The organism is Pseudomonas sp. Ps21-P2 (assembly GCF_039672565.1).
In the GTDB taxonomy this organism is placed as follows: domain Bacteria; phylum Pseudomonadota; class Gammaproteobacteria; order Pseudomonadales; family Pseudomonadaceae; genus Aquipseudomonas.
This window is the reverse complement of the sequence record NZ_JBDFPL010000017.1, coordinates 1-16,367: the sequence shown is the minus strand read 5'-3', so window position 1 is coordinate 16,367 and position 16,367 is coordinate 1. Positions and strand designations below refer to the sequence as shown.

Below are 16,367 nucleotides of genomic sequence, written 5' to 3'. Positions count from 1 at the left end.
AAACGGAGCCTTCGGGCTCCGTTTTTTGTGTCTGACTGATTGTCAGTCGAGTGAGTCAGTCGCCAGCCTCAATGCGTATGACCTCAATGACTGCATCGCCGACCGGCCGCTGCCAGGTGACTTCTTCTCCGACCTTGGCGCCCAGCAATGCCTTGCCCAGCGGCGACGCCCAGTTGATCAATTGACTGCCCGCATCGGCCTGATCCTCGCCGACCAACTGCACGCGTTGTTCGACATTGTCCTCGTCGGCAAAAGTTACCCAGCTGCCAATCTGAACCTTCTCATCTGAAGCGCTGTTGACCACTTGGGCGCTCTGCAGGCGCTGGTTGAAATAACGCAGGTCGCGTTCGATTTCGGCCATGCGCTGCTTGTCTGCCTCATCACCCCGGGCGTTCTGTTCGCTGTATTGCGCTTGCAGTTGCTCAACCTGATCATGCAATTGATCGAGGCCGCGCTGGGTGACGTAATTGGTCTGGACGCTGATCTGCCGTTCAACCGGCGGGTCGATTTGCGCGGCGGCGTTGTCTTCGTTGACGAAGGCGCGACTCATGGCGGGGCTCCTGTTCATGGCTTAGTCACATTGGGCCATGGTGGGTGCCCGATAGTTTCACCCGTTATGCAGACGCAACTGGCGTTCAATGAGAGCGGTAGGCTTTGGCGGCGTCCTGGGTCCTTTGATGGTCCCAGTCGCGGTCGCGGTCATTCCAGATGCTGTCGCGGCCCTGATCCTGAACATTGCTGTTGGCAAGTTGGGCCTGGCACTGACGAAATCCATCTGACCAGCCTTGTGCGTACAAGGTGTCACGCAGATAGCGGGGCACGTCCTTTTTGAATTGCCCTTTGATCACGTCGATGGACTGCCGCCCGCTTCCGCACCCATCCTGAAAACCGTCAGCGAATGCCGGTGGGTAACCTTCGGCCAATAGCTGGTCGTGGGTAGACTGACATCCGGCGACAACGACAACGCACCACAGCACAACCCATCGCGCATTCATTTTGATTTCCTCACTGCTTGAGAAAAGTTTAGAAGCGCTTCTGTGAGTTATTGGTAAAAACGCTGTAGGAAATCCATTAACCGATGCTCGGTCACGTGCAATAAGTTCCCCCTTTTTCACCCCGCGACGACGTATTGAAAAAACTTCCGGTAATTTTTCTGTGAGCGGGCCGCGCTGATTCAAGGTTGTTAAACTGTCGCGCTGCGCAAAACCGTTTAGGAAGATTGATGAACCTCAGAACGATTCTGATCCTCGGCGCACTCAGCGCCTTTGGCCCGTTGGCCATCGACTTTTACCTGCCAGGTTTCCCGGCCATCGCTTTGGCATTCGGCACGGACGAGAAACACGTTCAGCTGACCCTGGCCTCTTATTTCCTCGGCCTGAGCATCGGCCAGCTCGCCTACGGCCCGATTGCCGATCGCTTCGGCCGTCGGATCCCGCTGTTGTTTGGCGTCGGCTTGTTCACCCTCGCATCGCTGGCGTGCGCCCTGGCGCCTTCTCTTGAATGGCTGATTGCTGCCCGCTTTGTACAGGCGTTGGGGGGATGTGCCGGTATGGTGCTGTCGCGGGCGATCGTCAGCGACAAATGCTCACCGGTTGACTCGGCCAAGGTGTTCTCGCAATTGATGCTGGTCATGGGCCTGGCGCCGATTCTGGCCCCGATGCTCGGCGGGCTGTTGGTCAACGTCGTGGGTTGGCAGGCCATCTTCCTGACCTTGACGGGGTTCAGCGCGCTCACTGCAGTGGCGGTTTTCAGGGGATTGCCGGAAAGCATGCCGGCCGGCCATCCGCGACTGCCCCTCTCGGGCGCGCTCGGGTCGTACTGGAACCTGCTGGGCGACCGGATCTTCCTGGGCCACGCGCTCACCGGCGGCATCGCGATGGCAGGGATGTTTTCCTACATCGCAGGTTCTCCCTTCGTTTTCATCAAGCTCTACGGCGTCCCGGCGGAACACTACGGTTGGTTATTCGGCATCAACGCTGCCGGCTTCATCCTCATCGCCCAGGTGAACGCTCGACTCGTCGGGCGCTATGGTCCGGCATGGTTGCTGTCGCGGACTGTCTGGATCTATCTCGCTGCCGCCCTTGTGCTGCTGACCATCGCCTCCCTGCACACCGAAAAGCTGTGGCCGCTGCTGATTCCGCTGTTCATCTATATCGCCAGCCTCGGCTGCATCATTCCCAACGCTTCGGCGTGCGCGATGAGTGGGCAGGGCAAACGTGCGGGCAGCGCGTCGGCCTTGTTGGGGTGCTTGCAGTTCAGTGTCGCTGCGGGCGCGGCAGCGCTGGTGGGCGTACTGCATGACGGAACGGCCGTGCCAATGGCGACCGTTATTACGCTGTGCGGCGTTCTGGCTGTGACGCTTTCGGTTGTTACACGCCGGGCGCAGCAGAAGCGAGATGCGCTGACTCCCCACGCGGATGTGCGGATCTAACCGACGTCGGCAACGTTAACGCGTTGCCGATATTCACCGGGTTTAAGGCGTACCTGTACAAGCATGTTCAGCCTGTTGAAAAGAGCGTGTTATATACAGCCGTTTACTACTTCGGAATTGGAAACTTCTTACAGCGTTTAAAAGCTCTTAACTTGGTCTCGTGCCGGATTGAGATAAGTTCACTTCTGACACGTCCCTTGAGCAGCTTATTTTCTTGAAGTCCTCAGGAGTTTTCAGTGTAGGCAATCGCCCTGGTGCCGAATTCACGAACGGCTACTGTCCGCGCAAATGCCCGTCCTTCAAGGGGCTACGGCTATCCGGCTGAGTCTGCGCAGCATGGGGTCTGCCGGATTGTGCTGAACATTTGCCAATACGGCCCACAAACAAAGGGCTAAGCAATGGACAAGTTGATCCGCCGATCGGCCGCAGGTCTTATACTAAGCGCCGTCATGGATCCGATTTAATTCTTGTCATCTATCTGTATTGCTCGGGCGAAACTATCTGTATGACCTGCAAGTTCCAGCAATCAGAGTTTGTATGACGTGATTTAAATCAATGTCTGTTTTCGCCGTAAACATCGATGATGGTTCACCACAGCAATGGCCCGGCGCTTTCAATTGATTACGCCCGTGATTACGCGCCAAGCCACACCAGGCCAAGCCAACGCTTCGACCTGCGCACCGGTGCCGGGCCGCTTAGATAATGTTCAACAGGGAGTGAAGACATGGAATATGTACCTTGCATCAGCCAGATCGCTGCATTGCTCGCCGATCCTAAACGCAGCGCGATCGTGTGGGCACTGATGGACGGAACATCGCGGGCGGCCAATGAGGTAGCTTCGCTAGTGGGTCTATCCACTTCTTCTGCCGGTGCACACCTGGCGCGCCTTGCCGCTGGCGGATTGCTGCGCCATGAAGTCCGCGCCCGCAAACGGTATTTCAGGCTGGCCGCTCCGGAAGTCCGGACTGCGGTCCAGGCGCTGGTCAGTGCGTCCATGGTCAGCGCGGATCTGATCAGCCGCAGCATGGCGCAACCGTTGCCGCCCCTTCCGTTGTGCCGCGCCAGTGTCTGCGCGGATCATCTTGGCGGCGAAATGGGTGCGGAGCTGTATTTGAGGATGCTGGGCGCGGGCTGGATCGAACAATCCGAACACCGGCTGGAAGTCACCAGCGTCGGCATCTCGCGCTTTGCCGAACGGGGGATTTTCATTCCCGCGCTGGCCCACAGACGACGCGAAGCCGTGTGCGCCTGTGTTGACTGTCATGAAAGCAGCCCACACCTCGGCGGCGCATTGGGGGCCGGGCTTTTGCAGTTGTTTATGCAGCTGGGTTGGCTGCGGACGACCGAGGAGGCGTCCACGTTGCAGGTCTCATCCAATGGTCAGCGAGAAATCAGCAAAATCGCCTCGGCGGCGTGATGCTCCCAGAGGGAGCGGGGCGTGTGGAGCAGAGCATCCACACGCGGTTGCTGATCAAGGGGCGTGTTTGATCAGGGCTTGATCAGACGGGCATCGAGGCTGTTTTGCGCCAGACGTCTGGCCTGATCCTGGGTCATGCCCAGATGGGTGTGCAGCGCGTGGAAGTTCTCGGTCACGTAGCCACCGAAGTACGCCGGGTCATCGGAGTTGACGGTCACTTTCACGCCGCGCTCAAGCATGTCGAGAATGTTGTGCTGACCCATGTGCTCGAAAACGCAGAGCTTGGTGTTGGACAGCGGGCAGACCGTCAGGGGGATTTGCTCATCGATGATGCGCTGCATCAGGCGCTCGTCCTCGATGGCGCGCACGCCGTGATCGATACGCTGGATCTTCAGCAAATCCAGTGCTTCCCAGATGTACTCCGGCGGACCTTCTTCACCTGCGTGGGCAACGGTCAGGAAGCCCTCACCGCGAGCACGGTCGAAGACGCGCTTGAACTTGCTCGGCGGATGGCCCATTTCCGAGCTGTCCAGGCCGACGGCGACGAAGGTGTCGCGGTAGGGCAGGGCCATGTCGAGGGTCTTCTGCGCTTCGTCTTCGCTCAAATGGCGCAGGAAGCTCAGGATCAGGCCACTGCCGATGCCGAGTTTTTCCTTGCCGTCTTTCAAGGCGCCGGCGATGCCGTTAAGCACGACTTCAAAAGGAATACCGCGGTCGGTGTGGGTCTGAGGGTCGAAGAACGGTTCGGTGTGAATGACGTTCTGCGCCTTGCAGCGCTCCAGGTAAGCCCAGGTCAGGTCGTAAAAGTCCTGCTCGGTACGCAGCACGTCGGCGCCGCGGTAATACAGGTCGAGAAACTCCTGCAGATTATTGAACGCGTAGGCCTTGCGCAGGGTTTCGATGTCCGCCCAGGGCAAGGCGATCTTGTTGCGCTCAGCCAGAGCGAACAACAGTTCCGGCTCTAGCGAGCCCTCCAGATGCAGGTGCAGTTCTGCCTTGGGCAGGGCGTTCAACCAGTCGTACATGGGCTTTGTCTCGTAAGGTGCAATGGCGGGCATTCTACAGAGTCAGACGCGCGGGCTGAATAAAACCTGACCGGACGGTTCACACGCTGCTTTGGCTTGCATTGCCACCGGTCCTGGCAGCGAGGCCCAGCAGTCGCAGGCGTTTTCGGCGTCTGAATATCCGGAACACAGACCGGTAAATGGCAATTTGTCGCGGTGGCGCGACGATGTGTCGCGACCCGCTGCTACCCTGTCTTGAAACCTTTGTTTACATCGATACTCTCAAGCGCTTCAGTAAATTTCACTTCATGGATGTGCGGCCAGGGTCGCAAGGGGCTAAAAGGCAGCGATGGGCACGATTCTCAAGCAGGAAAAGTTTCTACTACTGGCGGTCATTGCGACCTTTTTCGCGTACTTCTACGAGCACCAATTGCTCAGCAACGGAAACACCGTCGCGCTGATAGCGGGTATCGCCCTGGTGGGCTTCATCATCTGCGCCTCGCTGCGGGTGGCTCACCACGCCGAACTGTTGGCGGAGAAGGTCGGTGATCCCTACGGCACGATGATTCTGACGCTGTCAGCGGTGCTGGTCGAGGTCGTGATTCTGGCGATCATGATGAGCAACGAACCTTCACCCACGCTGGTACGGGACACCATCTACTCGGCTGTGATGCTCGACATCAACGGGATTCTGGGTCTCGCCGCATTGATGGGCGGCCTCAAGCACGGTGAGCAGTCCTACAACGATGACTCCGCGCGGTCTTACAGCGTGATGATTCTGACTGCCATGGCGGTGTCGATGGTGGTGCCTGAATTCATTCCGGAAGGGAAGTGGAAGCTGTATTCGGCTTTCACCATCGGCGCGATGATTCTGCTTTATGCACTGTTCCTGCGCATGCAGGTCGGGCCGCACAGCTACTTCTTCAGCTACAGCTACCCGGACAAGAAGCGCCGCAAGGGTGAGGCCGAGGAAGCGCACGAGCCAATCAACCTGACGCGCTCGATTGCGACGCTGGTCTTCGGTGTGGTGGTTATTGGCGCGTTGGCCGAGGTCATGTCGAAAACCGTTGATCTGGGTCTTGAAGGCAGCGGCGCGCCGCCTGTCATGACAGCGATTCTGGTGGCGGCCATTTCGGCAGCGCCGGAGATCCTGACCGCACTGCGAGCCGCGCTGGCCAACCGCATGCAGTCGGTGGTCAACATCGCCCTCGGTGCCTCGTTGTCGACGGTGATCCTGACCGTACCTGTCATGGAAGGCATGGCGCTATACAGCGGCCAGGCGTTCCAGATGGCGATGACGCCAGTGCAGACCGTGATGATTTTCGTCACCCTGCTGGTCTGCGCCATCAACCTCAACGACGGCGAGACCAACGCCATCGAAGGCATGACGCATTTCGTGCTGTTTGCCACCTTCATCATGCTTTCTCTGATGGGGCTATAACCTGGGTTCGCTTTAACCCGGCAGCGGGGGAGTCGGCAGTTTTACTTCCCCACTGCTGTAATGGCCTATCAGGCCCTGATCAATTCCGCAGCCGCTTGGCGATGATCTGCAATCAGCCCCTTCAGATCGAGCCCTTCGACCTGACCGTCAATCACCCGCCATTTGCCGCCGATCATCACCCGATCTGCGCGATCAGCGCCGCACAGCAGCAACGCTGAAATCGGATCGTGACTGCCGGAGAAGCGCAACTCGTCCAGCTTGAACAGCGCCAGGTCAGCCTGTTTACCCACGGCCAACTCGCCGATGTCATGACGGCCCAGCAATTGCGCCGAGCCCTTGGTCGCCCAGCCTAACGCCAGCTCCGGCGTGATTCTTTCCGCCCCGTAGCGCAACCGCTGCAGGTACAACGCCTGCTTGGCTTCAAGCATCATGTTCGAGGCGTCATTTGACGCCGAACCGTCGACACCCAGACCGATCGGCGCGCCAGCGGCAAGCAGGTCCAGCGTGGGGCAGATGCCTGACGCGAGGCGCATGTTCGAACTCGGACAATGACAGACTCCGGCGCCCGCCCGGCCGAGGCGCGTGATCTCTTCGCTGTTGAAATGAATGCCGTGGGCCAGCCAGGTACGAGGGCCGAGCCAGCCGACGCTGTCCAGATAATCCACCGTGCGCAGGCCGAAGCGCTGCAGGCAGAAGTCCTCTTCGTCGAGAGTCTCAGCCAGATGCGTGTGCAGACGCACGTCGTGTTTTTCGGCAAGTGCCGCGCTTTCGGCCATGATCTCGGTCGTCACCGAAAACGGCGAGCACGGCGCCAGCGCGATCTGAATCTGGGCGCCGTCACCCCGCTCATGATAGGTCTCGATCAGCCGCACGCTGTCATCGAGAATCACCTGGCCCTGCTGAACGGTTTGCTGGGGTGGCAGGCCGCCGTCGGCCTCGCCCAGCGTCATCGAACCCCGCGTCAGCATTGCGCGCATGCTCAGCTCGCGAACACTTTCCACCTGCACATCGATGGCGTCTTCCAGACCCTGCGGAAACAAATAATGATGGTCGGCGGCGGTGGTGCAGCCCGACAGCAGCAGCTCGGTCAGGGCGACCTTACTGGCCAGTGCGAGTTTTTCCGGCGTTAGCCGCGCCCACACCGGGTACAGGGTTTTCAGCCAGGGGAACAACGGCTGATTGACCACCGGGCCCCAGGCGCGGGTCAGGGTTTGATAGAAGTGGTGGTGCGTGTTGATCAGGCCAGGGAGCAGGACATGCTCGCGTGCATCGAATACGTGATCGCAAGGCTGTGTAGGCTGTTGTCCCAGCGGGAGCATCTCAACGATAACCCCGCCTTCGACCACCAGGCCGCCGCGAGCATCGAGATCATTGGCCGTGAAAACGGCAAGGGGATTTTTCAACTAGGTACGGATCGCGGGCATTGGCCGGCTCCTCTGAAAGTGGGTTCAGGTCGCCAGCTCAGTGTTGCCCTGTCTGCTGATCCAGGGTCGCCGCAGCATCGAGTGCGCTGCGAGGCGAGGGCGGATTCTAGAGTGTTGCGGCGGGTGTGGGCAAGTCACGACAGCTCATACTGCCGCGACTTGCATCGCGATCACCAGGGAATCGTCTCACCCTTGTAGTTCACAAAGTGGTGACCACCTTTCCCTGCAAATCGCTCAAGCTGCTCGACAATCCCGCGCACGCTGGTTTCGACGTCGATGTCAGCGCCTTCACCGCCCATCGCCGTACGGACCCAACCCGGATGCATCGACAGCACGGTGGGTTTGTTCTCGCCCAACTGCGTCACGAAAGTATTGGTCATTGAGTTCAGCGCGGCTTTGCTGGCTTTGTACAACGCCATCTCTGGCGCGTCCGGCATGGTGACGCTGCCGAGCACCGAGCTCATGAACGCGATCACGCCAGTCTCGGGACGTATTTGGTCGACGAAGCGTTTGGCCAAGCGGATCGGCGCGACGGCGTTGGTGAGAAACAGCTGACCCAGTTCGCCAGCGGTGGCGTCGGTGGGGTTGGGATGCATCGGGCCCATCACGCCGGCGTTGACGAACAACAGGTCATACATCTGGCCCTTGAGGTTGTGGGTGAGCACTTCGAGGGACGATTGCTCATCGATGTCCAGTGTCTGCAACTGGACATTCGGCAGTGCTTTCAGCTCGTCGGCCTTCTGGGCATCGCGGACAGTGGCGGTGACTTCCCAGCCGAGTTCCGCGAGACGTTTCACCAGTCCAAGGCCAAGGCCGCGCGAAGCTCCGATGATCAGGGCTGTTTTAGGGGTGGACATTGAAATGACTCCTGTACAGACAAACGAAAAATTTCACTCAATGGGTGGACATCGCCACGTGTCGAGAATTTTGTTTCTCGAAGCGCTGTGTTGCCGCGAGGCGCATAAGTTAGCGGCAGAGGATGACAGAGGCTGACGACATATGTGAGGGGACGTTTCCGATATGAATGTCAGGCAAATAGGATGGCGCACGCTCAATCCTGCCACGATGTGTGTCTGTATAAAAAACATCCAGCTCACCCAACACTCCGTGGATTCAGCAGCCCGCGAAGGCTTGCGCGGGTTATCCACAGAATGCTCCACAGCTAATGTGGGTAGTTGTGGATTGGTAATGGAAGCCGCTCGAAAGGAGTGCCACGTTGGCATAAATGGCGCTAACGTCCTGTTTTATCGCTGGATTTACCCACAGCACAGTGTTTTGGCTAAAAAGTGATCAACCTTCGCAAAGCCATATGGATCAAGGCCTGCGACGGGGTATGCTCAGCTTGTCCACAGGCGGATGCACAGTAGATGTGGGCAAACGCCACAGCCGGTTACAGCCGTCGCGTTCGCTCGCAGGACCGGCTTTAGCGGGGAAGGCGTCGATATGTCCGTGGGTTGATTACTGCGGCTGCTGCAACACGATTCGTCCGCGACTGATGTCGGAAAGCTGGCGCTGAAGGGTTTCAATCTGCTCGGGAGCCAGGGCAATCGAGAGCGTGACACCGTTGGCGTTGAAGCGCTCTTCCTCCACAAGACCGTTTAGCTCGGCCACTCGCAGCTTTATCAGCACCAGCTCGCTGAAGCTGCAGTCGAATTGCAGCGACACGCGATTGATCAGCGGCACTCGATCGGCCTGCTGCAGGCATTTGTTGGCGCCTCCGCCATAGGCCCTCGCCAGCCCGCCGGTGCCCAGTTGAATCCCGCCATACCAGCGAATGACCAGCACTACGACCCGATCAAAATCCTGGGCATCAATGGCCGCGAGTATCGGTCGTCCGGCGGTGCCGCCTGGTTCGCCGTCGTCGTTGCTGCGGTACTGCGCGCCCAGCTTCCAGGCCCAGCAATTGTGCGTGGCGTCGAGATCACTGTGTTGCTCGATAAACGCTTGAGCATCGGCAGGCGTGTCGATGGGCGCTGCGAGAGTTATAAAGCGGCTCTTGCGAATCTCTTCTCGAAACTCGCAGGGGCCGGTGAGCGTAGAAGGCATTGAAGTTCCAGACTGCGTTTGGCTTTCAGGGAGTTATAACGTGGGGGTGAGTCCGCACCCTTTGAGAATGATCCGGACCAGGTTATCCCCGGCGACTTCCATGTCTTGCTTGGTCAGCCGCGAACGGCCGGTCACCTGGCAGATTTGCGTGGCGAAGTCAGCGTAATGCTGAGTGCTGCCCCACAGCAGAAAGATAAGATGCACCGGATCGACCGGGTCCATCTTTCCTGCATCGATCCAGGCCTGGAAGACCGCGGCACGCCCCTGAAACCATTCGCGATAGTCCTGACTGAAATACTGGTTCAGGCATTCGCCGCCACTGATGATCTCCATGGCAAAGATGCGCGAGGCTTGTGGCTGGCGCCGCGAGAATTCCATCTTCGCGCGGATGTAGTGCGTCAGCGCCTGTGCCGGGTCGTCCTCTGCGCTCAGGTTGTTAAACGTGCTGTCCCACAACTCGATAATGTTGCTCAGCACCGCGATGTACAGACCCAGCTTGTTGGTGAAGTAATAGTGCAAGTTGGCTTTAGGCAGCCCGGCATTTTGCGCGATCGTGTTCATGCTGGTGCCTTTGAAGCCATGGCGAGCGAACTCGTCTTCGGCCGCCTTCAAGATCGCTTCTTCGTTTTTCTGACGAATACGGCTGGCCGGTTTGGTGGCGCTGGGGCTGTGAGCGGGGACTTCGAGGGTCATGTGCGGTTCCAGACGGATCATTGGGTGCGACGCGGTGAACAGATAGCGCACCCGCGAGGATCCGACAAGCGTTGCCCTCGTAAATCAGTGCTCAAATGATTCCGTTGTCTGTTCTTTGGTTTCGTTCGTCTCGCTTGTTTGCTTGCCTTCCGGGAGTAGCAGGCACATTACGATGGCCGTCAGTCCGCCGCTGGTGATTGCCGAGTCAAACAGGCTCTGTACCAATTGAGGCAAATGATGCAGCAGCGTCGGTTGCGCCGCGATACCCAGCCCTACTCCGAAAGAGGTAGCGATGATCAACATGCTGCGGCGGTCCAGCGGCGCTTGGGCAAGAATCCGCACGCCCGCCGCCGCCACGCTGCCGAACATCACCAATGTCGCACCGCCAAGCACAGGTTTCGGAATCTGCTGAAGAATCGCACCGATCACCGGGAACAGTCCGAGCAGAAACAGGATTGCTCCGATGTAGAGACCGACATAACGGCTGGCCACGCCAGTGAGCTGAATCACACCGTTATTCTGCGCGAATGTGGTGTTCGGGAATGCGCTGAACGTCGCCGCGATCATGCAACTGACGCCGTCGCCCAACACACCGCCCTTCAGCCGGGCAATATAGCTTGGGCCTTTGATGGGTTCGCGGGAGAGCATGCAGTTGGCGGTAAGGTCGCCGACGGTTTCGATGCTGCTGATCAGATAAATCAGCGCGACTGGTAGGAAAGCGGCCCAGTCGAAACTGAATCCGAACCGGAAGGGCACAGGGATGCTGACCAGCGCAACGTCGGCGATGGAGTGAGGTACGAGTTTTCCACTGAACCACGCTGCGATGCTGCCGACCGCGAGCCCGATGATGATGGCCGAGAGGCGCAACCAGGGCGCGCTCGAACGGTTGAGCACAATGATCACTGCCAATACGAATACGCCGAGGGCCAGATTGACCGGCTCGCCGAAGTCCGGAGCGTTAAAACCGCCACCTAAATCCGTCACCCCGACCTTGATCAAGCTGACGCCGATCAGCGTGATGACGATGCCGGTGACCAGTGGCGTGATCACTCGACGCAACTGGCCGATGAAACGGCTGAGCACAATCTGCACGACGGCGCCGAAGAAACACACACCGAATACCATGGCCATGATGTCCTCCGGGCTGCCACCGCGCTGCTTGACCATGAAGCCTGCCGACAGCACTGCCCCGAGAAACGCGAAACTGGTGCCTTGCAGGCAAATCATGCCGGCGCCGATACCGAACGGTCGTCGCGCCTGAATGAACGTGCCCACCCCCGACACCATCAACGCCATGCTGATCAGATAAGGCATGTACGCGCCGAGCCCGAGCGCCGATCCGATAATCAGTGGCGGCGTGATAATGCCGACGAATGCAGCGAGGACATGCTGGATTGCAGCCAGGACCGCGGGTCCGGGGCGCGGCCTGTCGTTGAGGCCGTAGATGAGGTCGTTATTGTCTGGCGCTTCAGGCTGCATGCTGGCTCTCGATTTCTGTGTGGGCTTCGACATCCAGCCTCACTGCAAAAACCTGTCCAACTGATCAGATACCTGTTTGCCGATTCGCTGTACATGCCCGTTTATCAAGGGGCTGGACGAATATGGCGGCCGTTTGACTGCGTGTTAGTGAGGTGCCGACGTACTCGGCCGGCCTCATCGTGTGGCAGCCAGACTCTCCAGAAAACTTTCCAGCACCAAATGGGGGCGGCGCCCTTTGCGCGTGACGGTTACAAGGCTCACGTCGTAAAACCGCGTCTTGGGTTTCAGCGCGCGCAGCCGACCCTGTTGCACCCAGAGGCTGGCGTAATGGTCGGGCAGATAGCCGATGTAACGCCCCGTCAGAATCAGAAACGCCATACCCTCCCGGTCCGACGCGCTCGCGGTGCATTTCAGCGCCTGATAGTGGGCCTGGATTTCACCGGGCAGACGAAACGTTGGCGCGATCGTCTCTTGCGCTGACAATCGATCGTCATCCAGCTGCGCATCGTCGACGTAAAACAACGGATGGCCGACGGCGCAGTACAGCAGCGAACGTTCGCTATACAGCGGCTGATATTCCAGTCCCGACAAGGCACTGGCCTGGGGTACGACGCCGACGTGCAAGCTGCCGTCGAGCACGCCCTGCTCGACTTCGTTGGGCGCAATCATGCGGATATTGATGTGCACGTCCGGGCCGCGTTCTTTCAGTTGGGAAAGCGCGTGGGTGATCCGCATGTGGGGGAGGGTGACCAGATTGTCCGTCAGTCCTATGTTCAGCTCGCCGCGCAGGTGTCGGTGAAGACCATTTACTTCCGTACGAAAACTCTCGAGGGCGCTCAATAACTGCAGCGAGGACTGGTAGACCTCGCGACCTTCCTCTGTAAGCGAAAACCCCGCACGACCCCGTTGGCAAAGACGCAGTCCAAGGCGCTGCTCCAGATCGCTCATCTGCTGGCTGATGGCGGAGCGACCAATACCCAGCGCGCTTTCTGCTGCCGAAAAGCCCCCGGACTCGACGACGCTGCGAAAAATGCGCAACAGACGGATATCAAAATCGCTGACTTGCGCCAGAGGATCATTACGGCGGGTGCTCATAGTTTAGTAACCAGTCAACTGAAGATCGTAAAAGCAGGGTTTTTCGGACTTTATGCCCGTGGCACTTTAGCTGCAACCGGCCCTGCTCCTGCTCGTACATTCGCCAGGAAATCAGGCCACCCACGCCCAGTGAGGTTAATTCCGATGAATATGCCCGAATCGTCCGACATGTCTCTGGCGAGCCAGCTCAAACTAGACGCCCACTGGATGCCTTACACGGCGAACCGAAACTTCCATCGTGATCCACGGCTGATCGTCGCCGCCGAAGGCAGCTATCTCACGGACGACAAGGGCCGCAAGATATATGACGGTCTGTCGGGGCTTTGGACCTGTGGCGCGGGGCATACGCGCAAGGAGATCCAGGAAGCGGTTTCCCGGCAGTTGGGTACGCTGGACTACTCGCCCGGGTTCCAGTTCGGACACCCGCTGTCCTTCCAGCTGGCTGAAAAGATCACCGATCTGACACCCGGCAAGCTGAATCACGTCTTCTATACCGACTCTGGATCGGAGTGCGCTGACACTGCGGTCAAGATGGTGCGGGCTTACTGGCGTTTGAAAGGTCAGGCCACCAAAACCAAGATGATCGGCCGCGCCCGTGGTTATCACGGCGTCAACATCGCGGGCACCAGCCTGGGTGGCGTCAACGGCAACCGCAAGATGTTCGGGCAACTGATGGACGTCGATCATCTCCCTCATACCTTGCTTGCCAGCAACGCCTATTCACGGGGCATGCCGGAGCAGGGCGGCATTGCGCTGGCCGATGAGATGCTCAAACTGATCGAACTGCACGACGCTTCGAACATTGCAGCAGTGATCGTCGAACCCATGGCAGGCTCTGCTGGCGTGATTGTTCCGCCGCAGGGGTATCTCAAGCGTCTTCGCGAAATCTGTGATCAGCACAATATTCTGCTGATCTTCGATGAGGTTATCACCGGCTTCGGCCGTACCGGCTCAATGTTCGGCGCCGACAGCTTCGGCGTGACGCCGGACCTGATGTGCATCGCCAAGCAAATCACCAACGGCGCGATCCCGATGGGGGCCGTGATAGCCAGCACCGAGATTTACCAGACGTTCATGAATCAGCCGACGCCCGAGTACGCTGTGGAGTTTCCCCACGGCTACACCTATTCAGCACATCCCGTTGCCTGCGCCGCCGGCCTTGCCGCGCTGGAAATCATTCAGCGCGAGAACCTGGTGCAGCAGGTCGCCGAAACCGCGCCCCATTTCGAAGGCTATTTGCACGCGTTGAAGGGCAGCAAGAATGTCGTCGATATACGCAATTACGGTCTTGCCGGCGCCATTCAGATTGCGCCGCGCGACGGCGACGCCATCGTGCGTCCCTTTGAAACGGCCATGAAGCTGTGGAAGGCCGGTTTCTACGTGCGCTTCGGCGGCGACACTCTGCAATTCGGACCGACCTTCAATAGCAAGGCCGAGGACCTTGATCGCATGTTTGATGCAGTGGGTCAGGCCCTCAATCAAATCGACTGATCATCTTTTATTTGCTCACAGGCGCAGTCCGGCTGCGCCTGCGGGCTAACGTTTTCCGGAGTTATGCATGAGCAACATTCAGCACCTGATTCATGGCGAGCTGGTCAGTGAAAATGGCCGCACTGCCGATGTGTTCAATCCGTCAACCGGCCAAGTGATTCGTAAAGTACCCCTCGCCAGTCGCGAAACTGTTCAACAAGCGATTGACTCTGCCAAGACCGCTTTCCCCGCATGGCGCAGTACACCGCCTGCCAAACGCGCGCAGGTCATGTTCCGCTTCAAGCAGTTGCTGGAACAGAACGAAGGACGTATTGCTCGGCTGATCAGCGAAGAGCACGGCAAAACCCTTGAAGATGCGGCGGGAGAACTCAAGCGCGGTATCGAAAACGTCGAATATGCCTGTGCGGCGCCGGAAATTCTCAAGGGCGAGTACAGCCGCAACGTCGGACCGAACATCGATGCGTGGTCTGACTTTCAGCCGCTCGGCGTAGTGGCGGGCATCACCCCGTTCAACTTCCCCGCCATGGTTCCGCTGTGGATGTATCCGTTGGCCATCGCCTGTGGCAACTGTTTCATACTCAAACCTTCCGAGCGCGATCCAAGCTCAACGCTGTTGATAGCAGAGTTGCTCCATGAAGCCGGATTGCCGAAGGGTGTACTTAATGTCGTGCACGGCGACAAGGTAGCGGTTGATGCGCTGATCGAAGCCCCTGAAGTCAAAGCGTTGAGTTTCGTCGGCTCAACCCCGATCGCTGAGTACATCTATAAGGAAGCCACCGCCCGGGGTAAGCGGGTACAGGCATTGGGTGGCGCGAAGAATCACGCAGTGCTCATGCCCGACGCGGACCTGGATAACGCCGTAAGCGCACTGATGGGGGCGGCCTATGGTTCGTGCGGCGAGCGCTGCATGGCGATTTCGGTTGCGGTGTGCGTGGGCGACCAGGTCGCCGATGCGCTGGTGGCCAGGCTGGTGCCGCAAATCAACGGATTGAAGATCGGCGCCGGGACTTCCAACGGTCTCGATATGGGACCTCTGGTCACCGGGCAGCATCGTGACAAAGTCAGCAGCTATATAGAAGGCGGTGTAGGTGCGGGGGCGAAGCTGGTGGTGGACGGTCGTGGGCTCACGGTTCCCGGACACGAAGAGGGGTTCTTCCTGGGTGGATGCCTGTTCGACCACGTCACGGCCGAGATGCGTATCTATAAAGAAGAGATATTCGGTCCGGTGCTGTGCATCGTTCGTGTGGATAGCCTCGAGCACGCAATGCAGTTGATCAACGATCATGAATACGGCAATGGCACCTGCATCTTCACCCGCGATGGCGAAACAGCCCGGCTGTTCTGCGACGAAATCGAGGTGGGTATGGTTGGGGTAAACGTTCCACTGCCTGTACCTGTGGCTTATCACAGCTTTGGCGGCTGGAAGCGGTCGCTGTTTGGCGACCTGCACGCTTACGGCCCGGATGGTGTTCGCTTCTATACCCGTCGCAAAGCCATTACACAGCGGTGGCCGCAACGTGCCAGCCATGAAGCTTCGCAGTTCGCGTTCCCAAGTCTTTAAAGCTCAGGGCGGGCAAGTCCCCAAAGTTGCCCACCCCGTCAGCTATTTTTGACCGATATGACAGTTTCATTAAATTAGGGGTTGACGCTCCTCTGGATCTGTCTATAATTCGCCCCACTTCCGGCGCAGACGAAACGGAAAACTCCTTGATAATCAATGAGTTGGACGAAGTAAGCAGCGAGGAATGCTTAGGTTCAGATGCTTGAATCGACAGCGGTGAAAAAGGCAGTTGACAGCAGGTTGTAACGCTGTAGAATTCGCCTCCCGCTGACGTGAGACGTTAAG

The 16,367-nt window shown here is 58.6% G+C and carries 14 protein-coding genes; 5 read left to right on the top strand and 9 right to left on the bottom strand.

Features of this window, described 5'->3' with window-relative positions; all coding sequences use genetic code 11:
- Positions 1-55: 55 nt before the first annotated feature.
- Together ABEH28_RS26590 and ABEH28_RS26585 are read right to left on the bottom strand one after the other, a co-directional pair.
- Complete coding sequence (locus ABEH28_RS26590) at positions 56-550, bottom strand: GreA/GreB family elongation factor (protein WP_346631521.1); 495 nt, start codon at positions 548-550, stop codon at positions 56-58.
- A gap of 85 nt (positions 551-635) precedes the next feature.
- Positions 636-995 (bottom strand): hypothetical protein, encoded by a 360-nt coding sequence (locus ABEH28_RS26585; RefSeq protein WP_282369669.1) that lies wholly within the window; start codon positions 993-995, stop codon positions 636-638.
- Positions 996-1,222: 227 nt separating this feature from the next.
- Here ABEH28_RS26585 and ABEH28_RS26580 point away from each other — a divergent pair, with 227 nt between their 5' ends.
- Both ABEH28_RS26580 and ABEH28_RS26575 read left to right on the top strand, forming a co-directional pair.
- Positions 1,223-2,431 (top strand): multidrug effflux MFS transporter, encoded by a 1,209-nt coding sequence (locus ABEH28_RS26580; RefSeq protein ID WP_346631520.1) that lies wholly within the window; start codon positions 1,223-1,225, stop codon positions 2,429-2,431.
- 724 nt (positions 2,432-3,155) lie between these two features.
- A complete protein-coding gene (locus ABEH28_RS26575) occupies positions 3,156-3,848 on the top strand; it encodes a winged helix-turn-helix domain-containing protein (protein ID WP_192173246.1) in 693 nt (230 codons plus the stop codon).
- Positions 3,849-3,919: 71 nt separating this feature from the next.
- Here ABEH28_RS26575 and ABEH28_RS26570 read toward each other — a convergent pair whose 3' ends face one another.
- On the bottom strand, positions 3,920-4,873 hold the full coding sequence (locus ABEH28_RS26570; RefSeq protein WP_346631519.1) for an adenosine deaminase: 954 nt from the start codon (positions 4,871-4,873) through the stop codon (positions 3,920-3,922).
- A 328-nt stretch (positions 4,874-5,201) separates the two neighbouring features.
- Between ABEH28_RS26570 and ABEH28_RS26565 the strand changes: the two genes are divergently transcribed.
- Positions 5,202-6,293 (top strand): calcium:proton antiporter, encoded by a 1,092-nt coding sequence (locus ABEH28_RS26565; protein ID WP_346631518.1) that lies wholly within the window; start codon positions 5,202-5,204, stop codon positions 6,291-6,293.
- A gap of 68 nt (positions 6,294-6,361) precedes the next feature.
- On the opposite strand, the gene ABEH28_RS26560 is transcribed toward ABEH28_RS26565, so the two are convergent.
- The 6 genes from ABEH28_RS26560 to ABEH28_RS26535 all read right to left on the bottom strand — a co-directional run bounded on the left by ABEH28_RS26560 (position 6,362) and on the right by ABEH28_RS26535 (position 13,030).
- Positions 6,362-7,696 (bottom strand): 8-oxoguanine deaminase, encoded by a 1,335-nt coding sequence (locus ABEH28_RS26560; RefSeq protein ID WP_346631517.1) that lies wholly within the window; start codon positions 7,694-7,696, stop codon positions 6,362-6,364.
- A 191-nt stretch (positions 7,697-7,887) separates the two neighbouring features.
- Positions 7,888-8,574: an SDR family oxidoreductase gene (locus ABEH28_RS26555; RefSeq protein WP_346631516.1), complete on the bottom strand. Its 687-nt coding sequence runs from the start codon at positions 8,572-8,574 to the stop codon at positions 7,888-7,890.
- Between the two features lie 601 nt (positions 8,575-9,175).
- The gene (locus ABEH28_RS26550; RefSeq protein WP_346631515.1) at positions 9,176-9,763 is read right to left on the bottom strand and encodes a YigZ family protein; all 588 of its coding nucleotides are present in this window, start codon (positions 9,761-9,763) and stop codon (positions 9,176-9,178) included.
- 33 nt (positions 9,764-9,796) lie between these two features.
- Entirely contained in the window at positions 9,797-10,456 is a 660-nt protein-coding gene (locus ABEH28_RS26545) for a TetR/AcrR family transcriptional regulator (protein ID WP_192173240.1), read from the bottom strand.
- Positions 10,457-10,540: 84 nt separating this feature from the next.
- Positions 10,541-11,935 (bottom strand): nucleobase:cation symporter-2 family protein, encoded by a 1,395-nt coding sequence (locus ABEH28_RS26540; protein WP_346631524.1) that lies wholly within the window; start codon positions 11,933-11,935, stop codon positions 10,541-10,543.
- A gap of 174 nt (positions 11,936-12,109) precedes the next feature.
- Positions 12,110-13,030 (bottom strand): LysR family transcriptional regulator, encoded by a 921-nt coding sequence (locus tag ABEH28_RS26535; RefSeq protein WP_192173238.1) that lies wholly within the window; start codon positions 13,028-13,030, stop codon positions 12,110-12,112.
- Between the two features lie 144 nt (positions 13,031-13,174).
- Here ABEH28_RS26535 and ABEH28_RS26530 point away from each other — a divergent pair, with 144 nt between their 5' ends.
- Both ABEH28_RS26530 and ABEH28_RS26525 read left to right on the top strand, forming a co-directional pair.
- Positions 13,175-14,521: an aspartate aminotransferase family protein gene (locus ABEH28_RS26530; protein WP_282369652.1), complete on the top strand. Its 1,347-nt coding sequence runs from the start codon at positions 13,175-13,177 to the stop codon at positions 14,519-14,521.
- A gap of 67 nt (positions 14,522-14,588) precedes the next feature.
- The gene (locus ABEH28_RS26525; RefSeq protein WP_346631514.1) at positions 14,589-16,082 is read left to right on the top strand and encodes a CoA-acylating methylmalonate-semialdehyde dehydrogenase; all 1,494 of its coding nucleotides are present in this window, start codon (positions 14,589-14,591) and stop codon (positions 16,080-16,082) included.
- Positions 16,083-16,367: the final 285 nt, after the last annotated feature.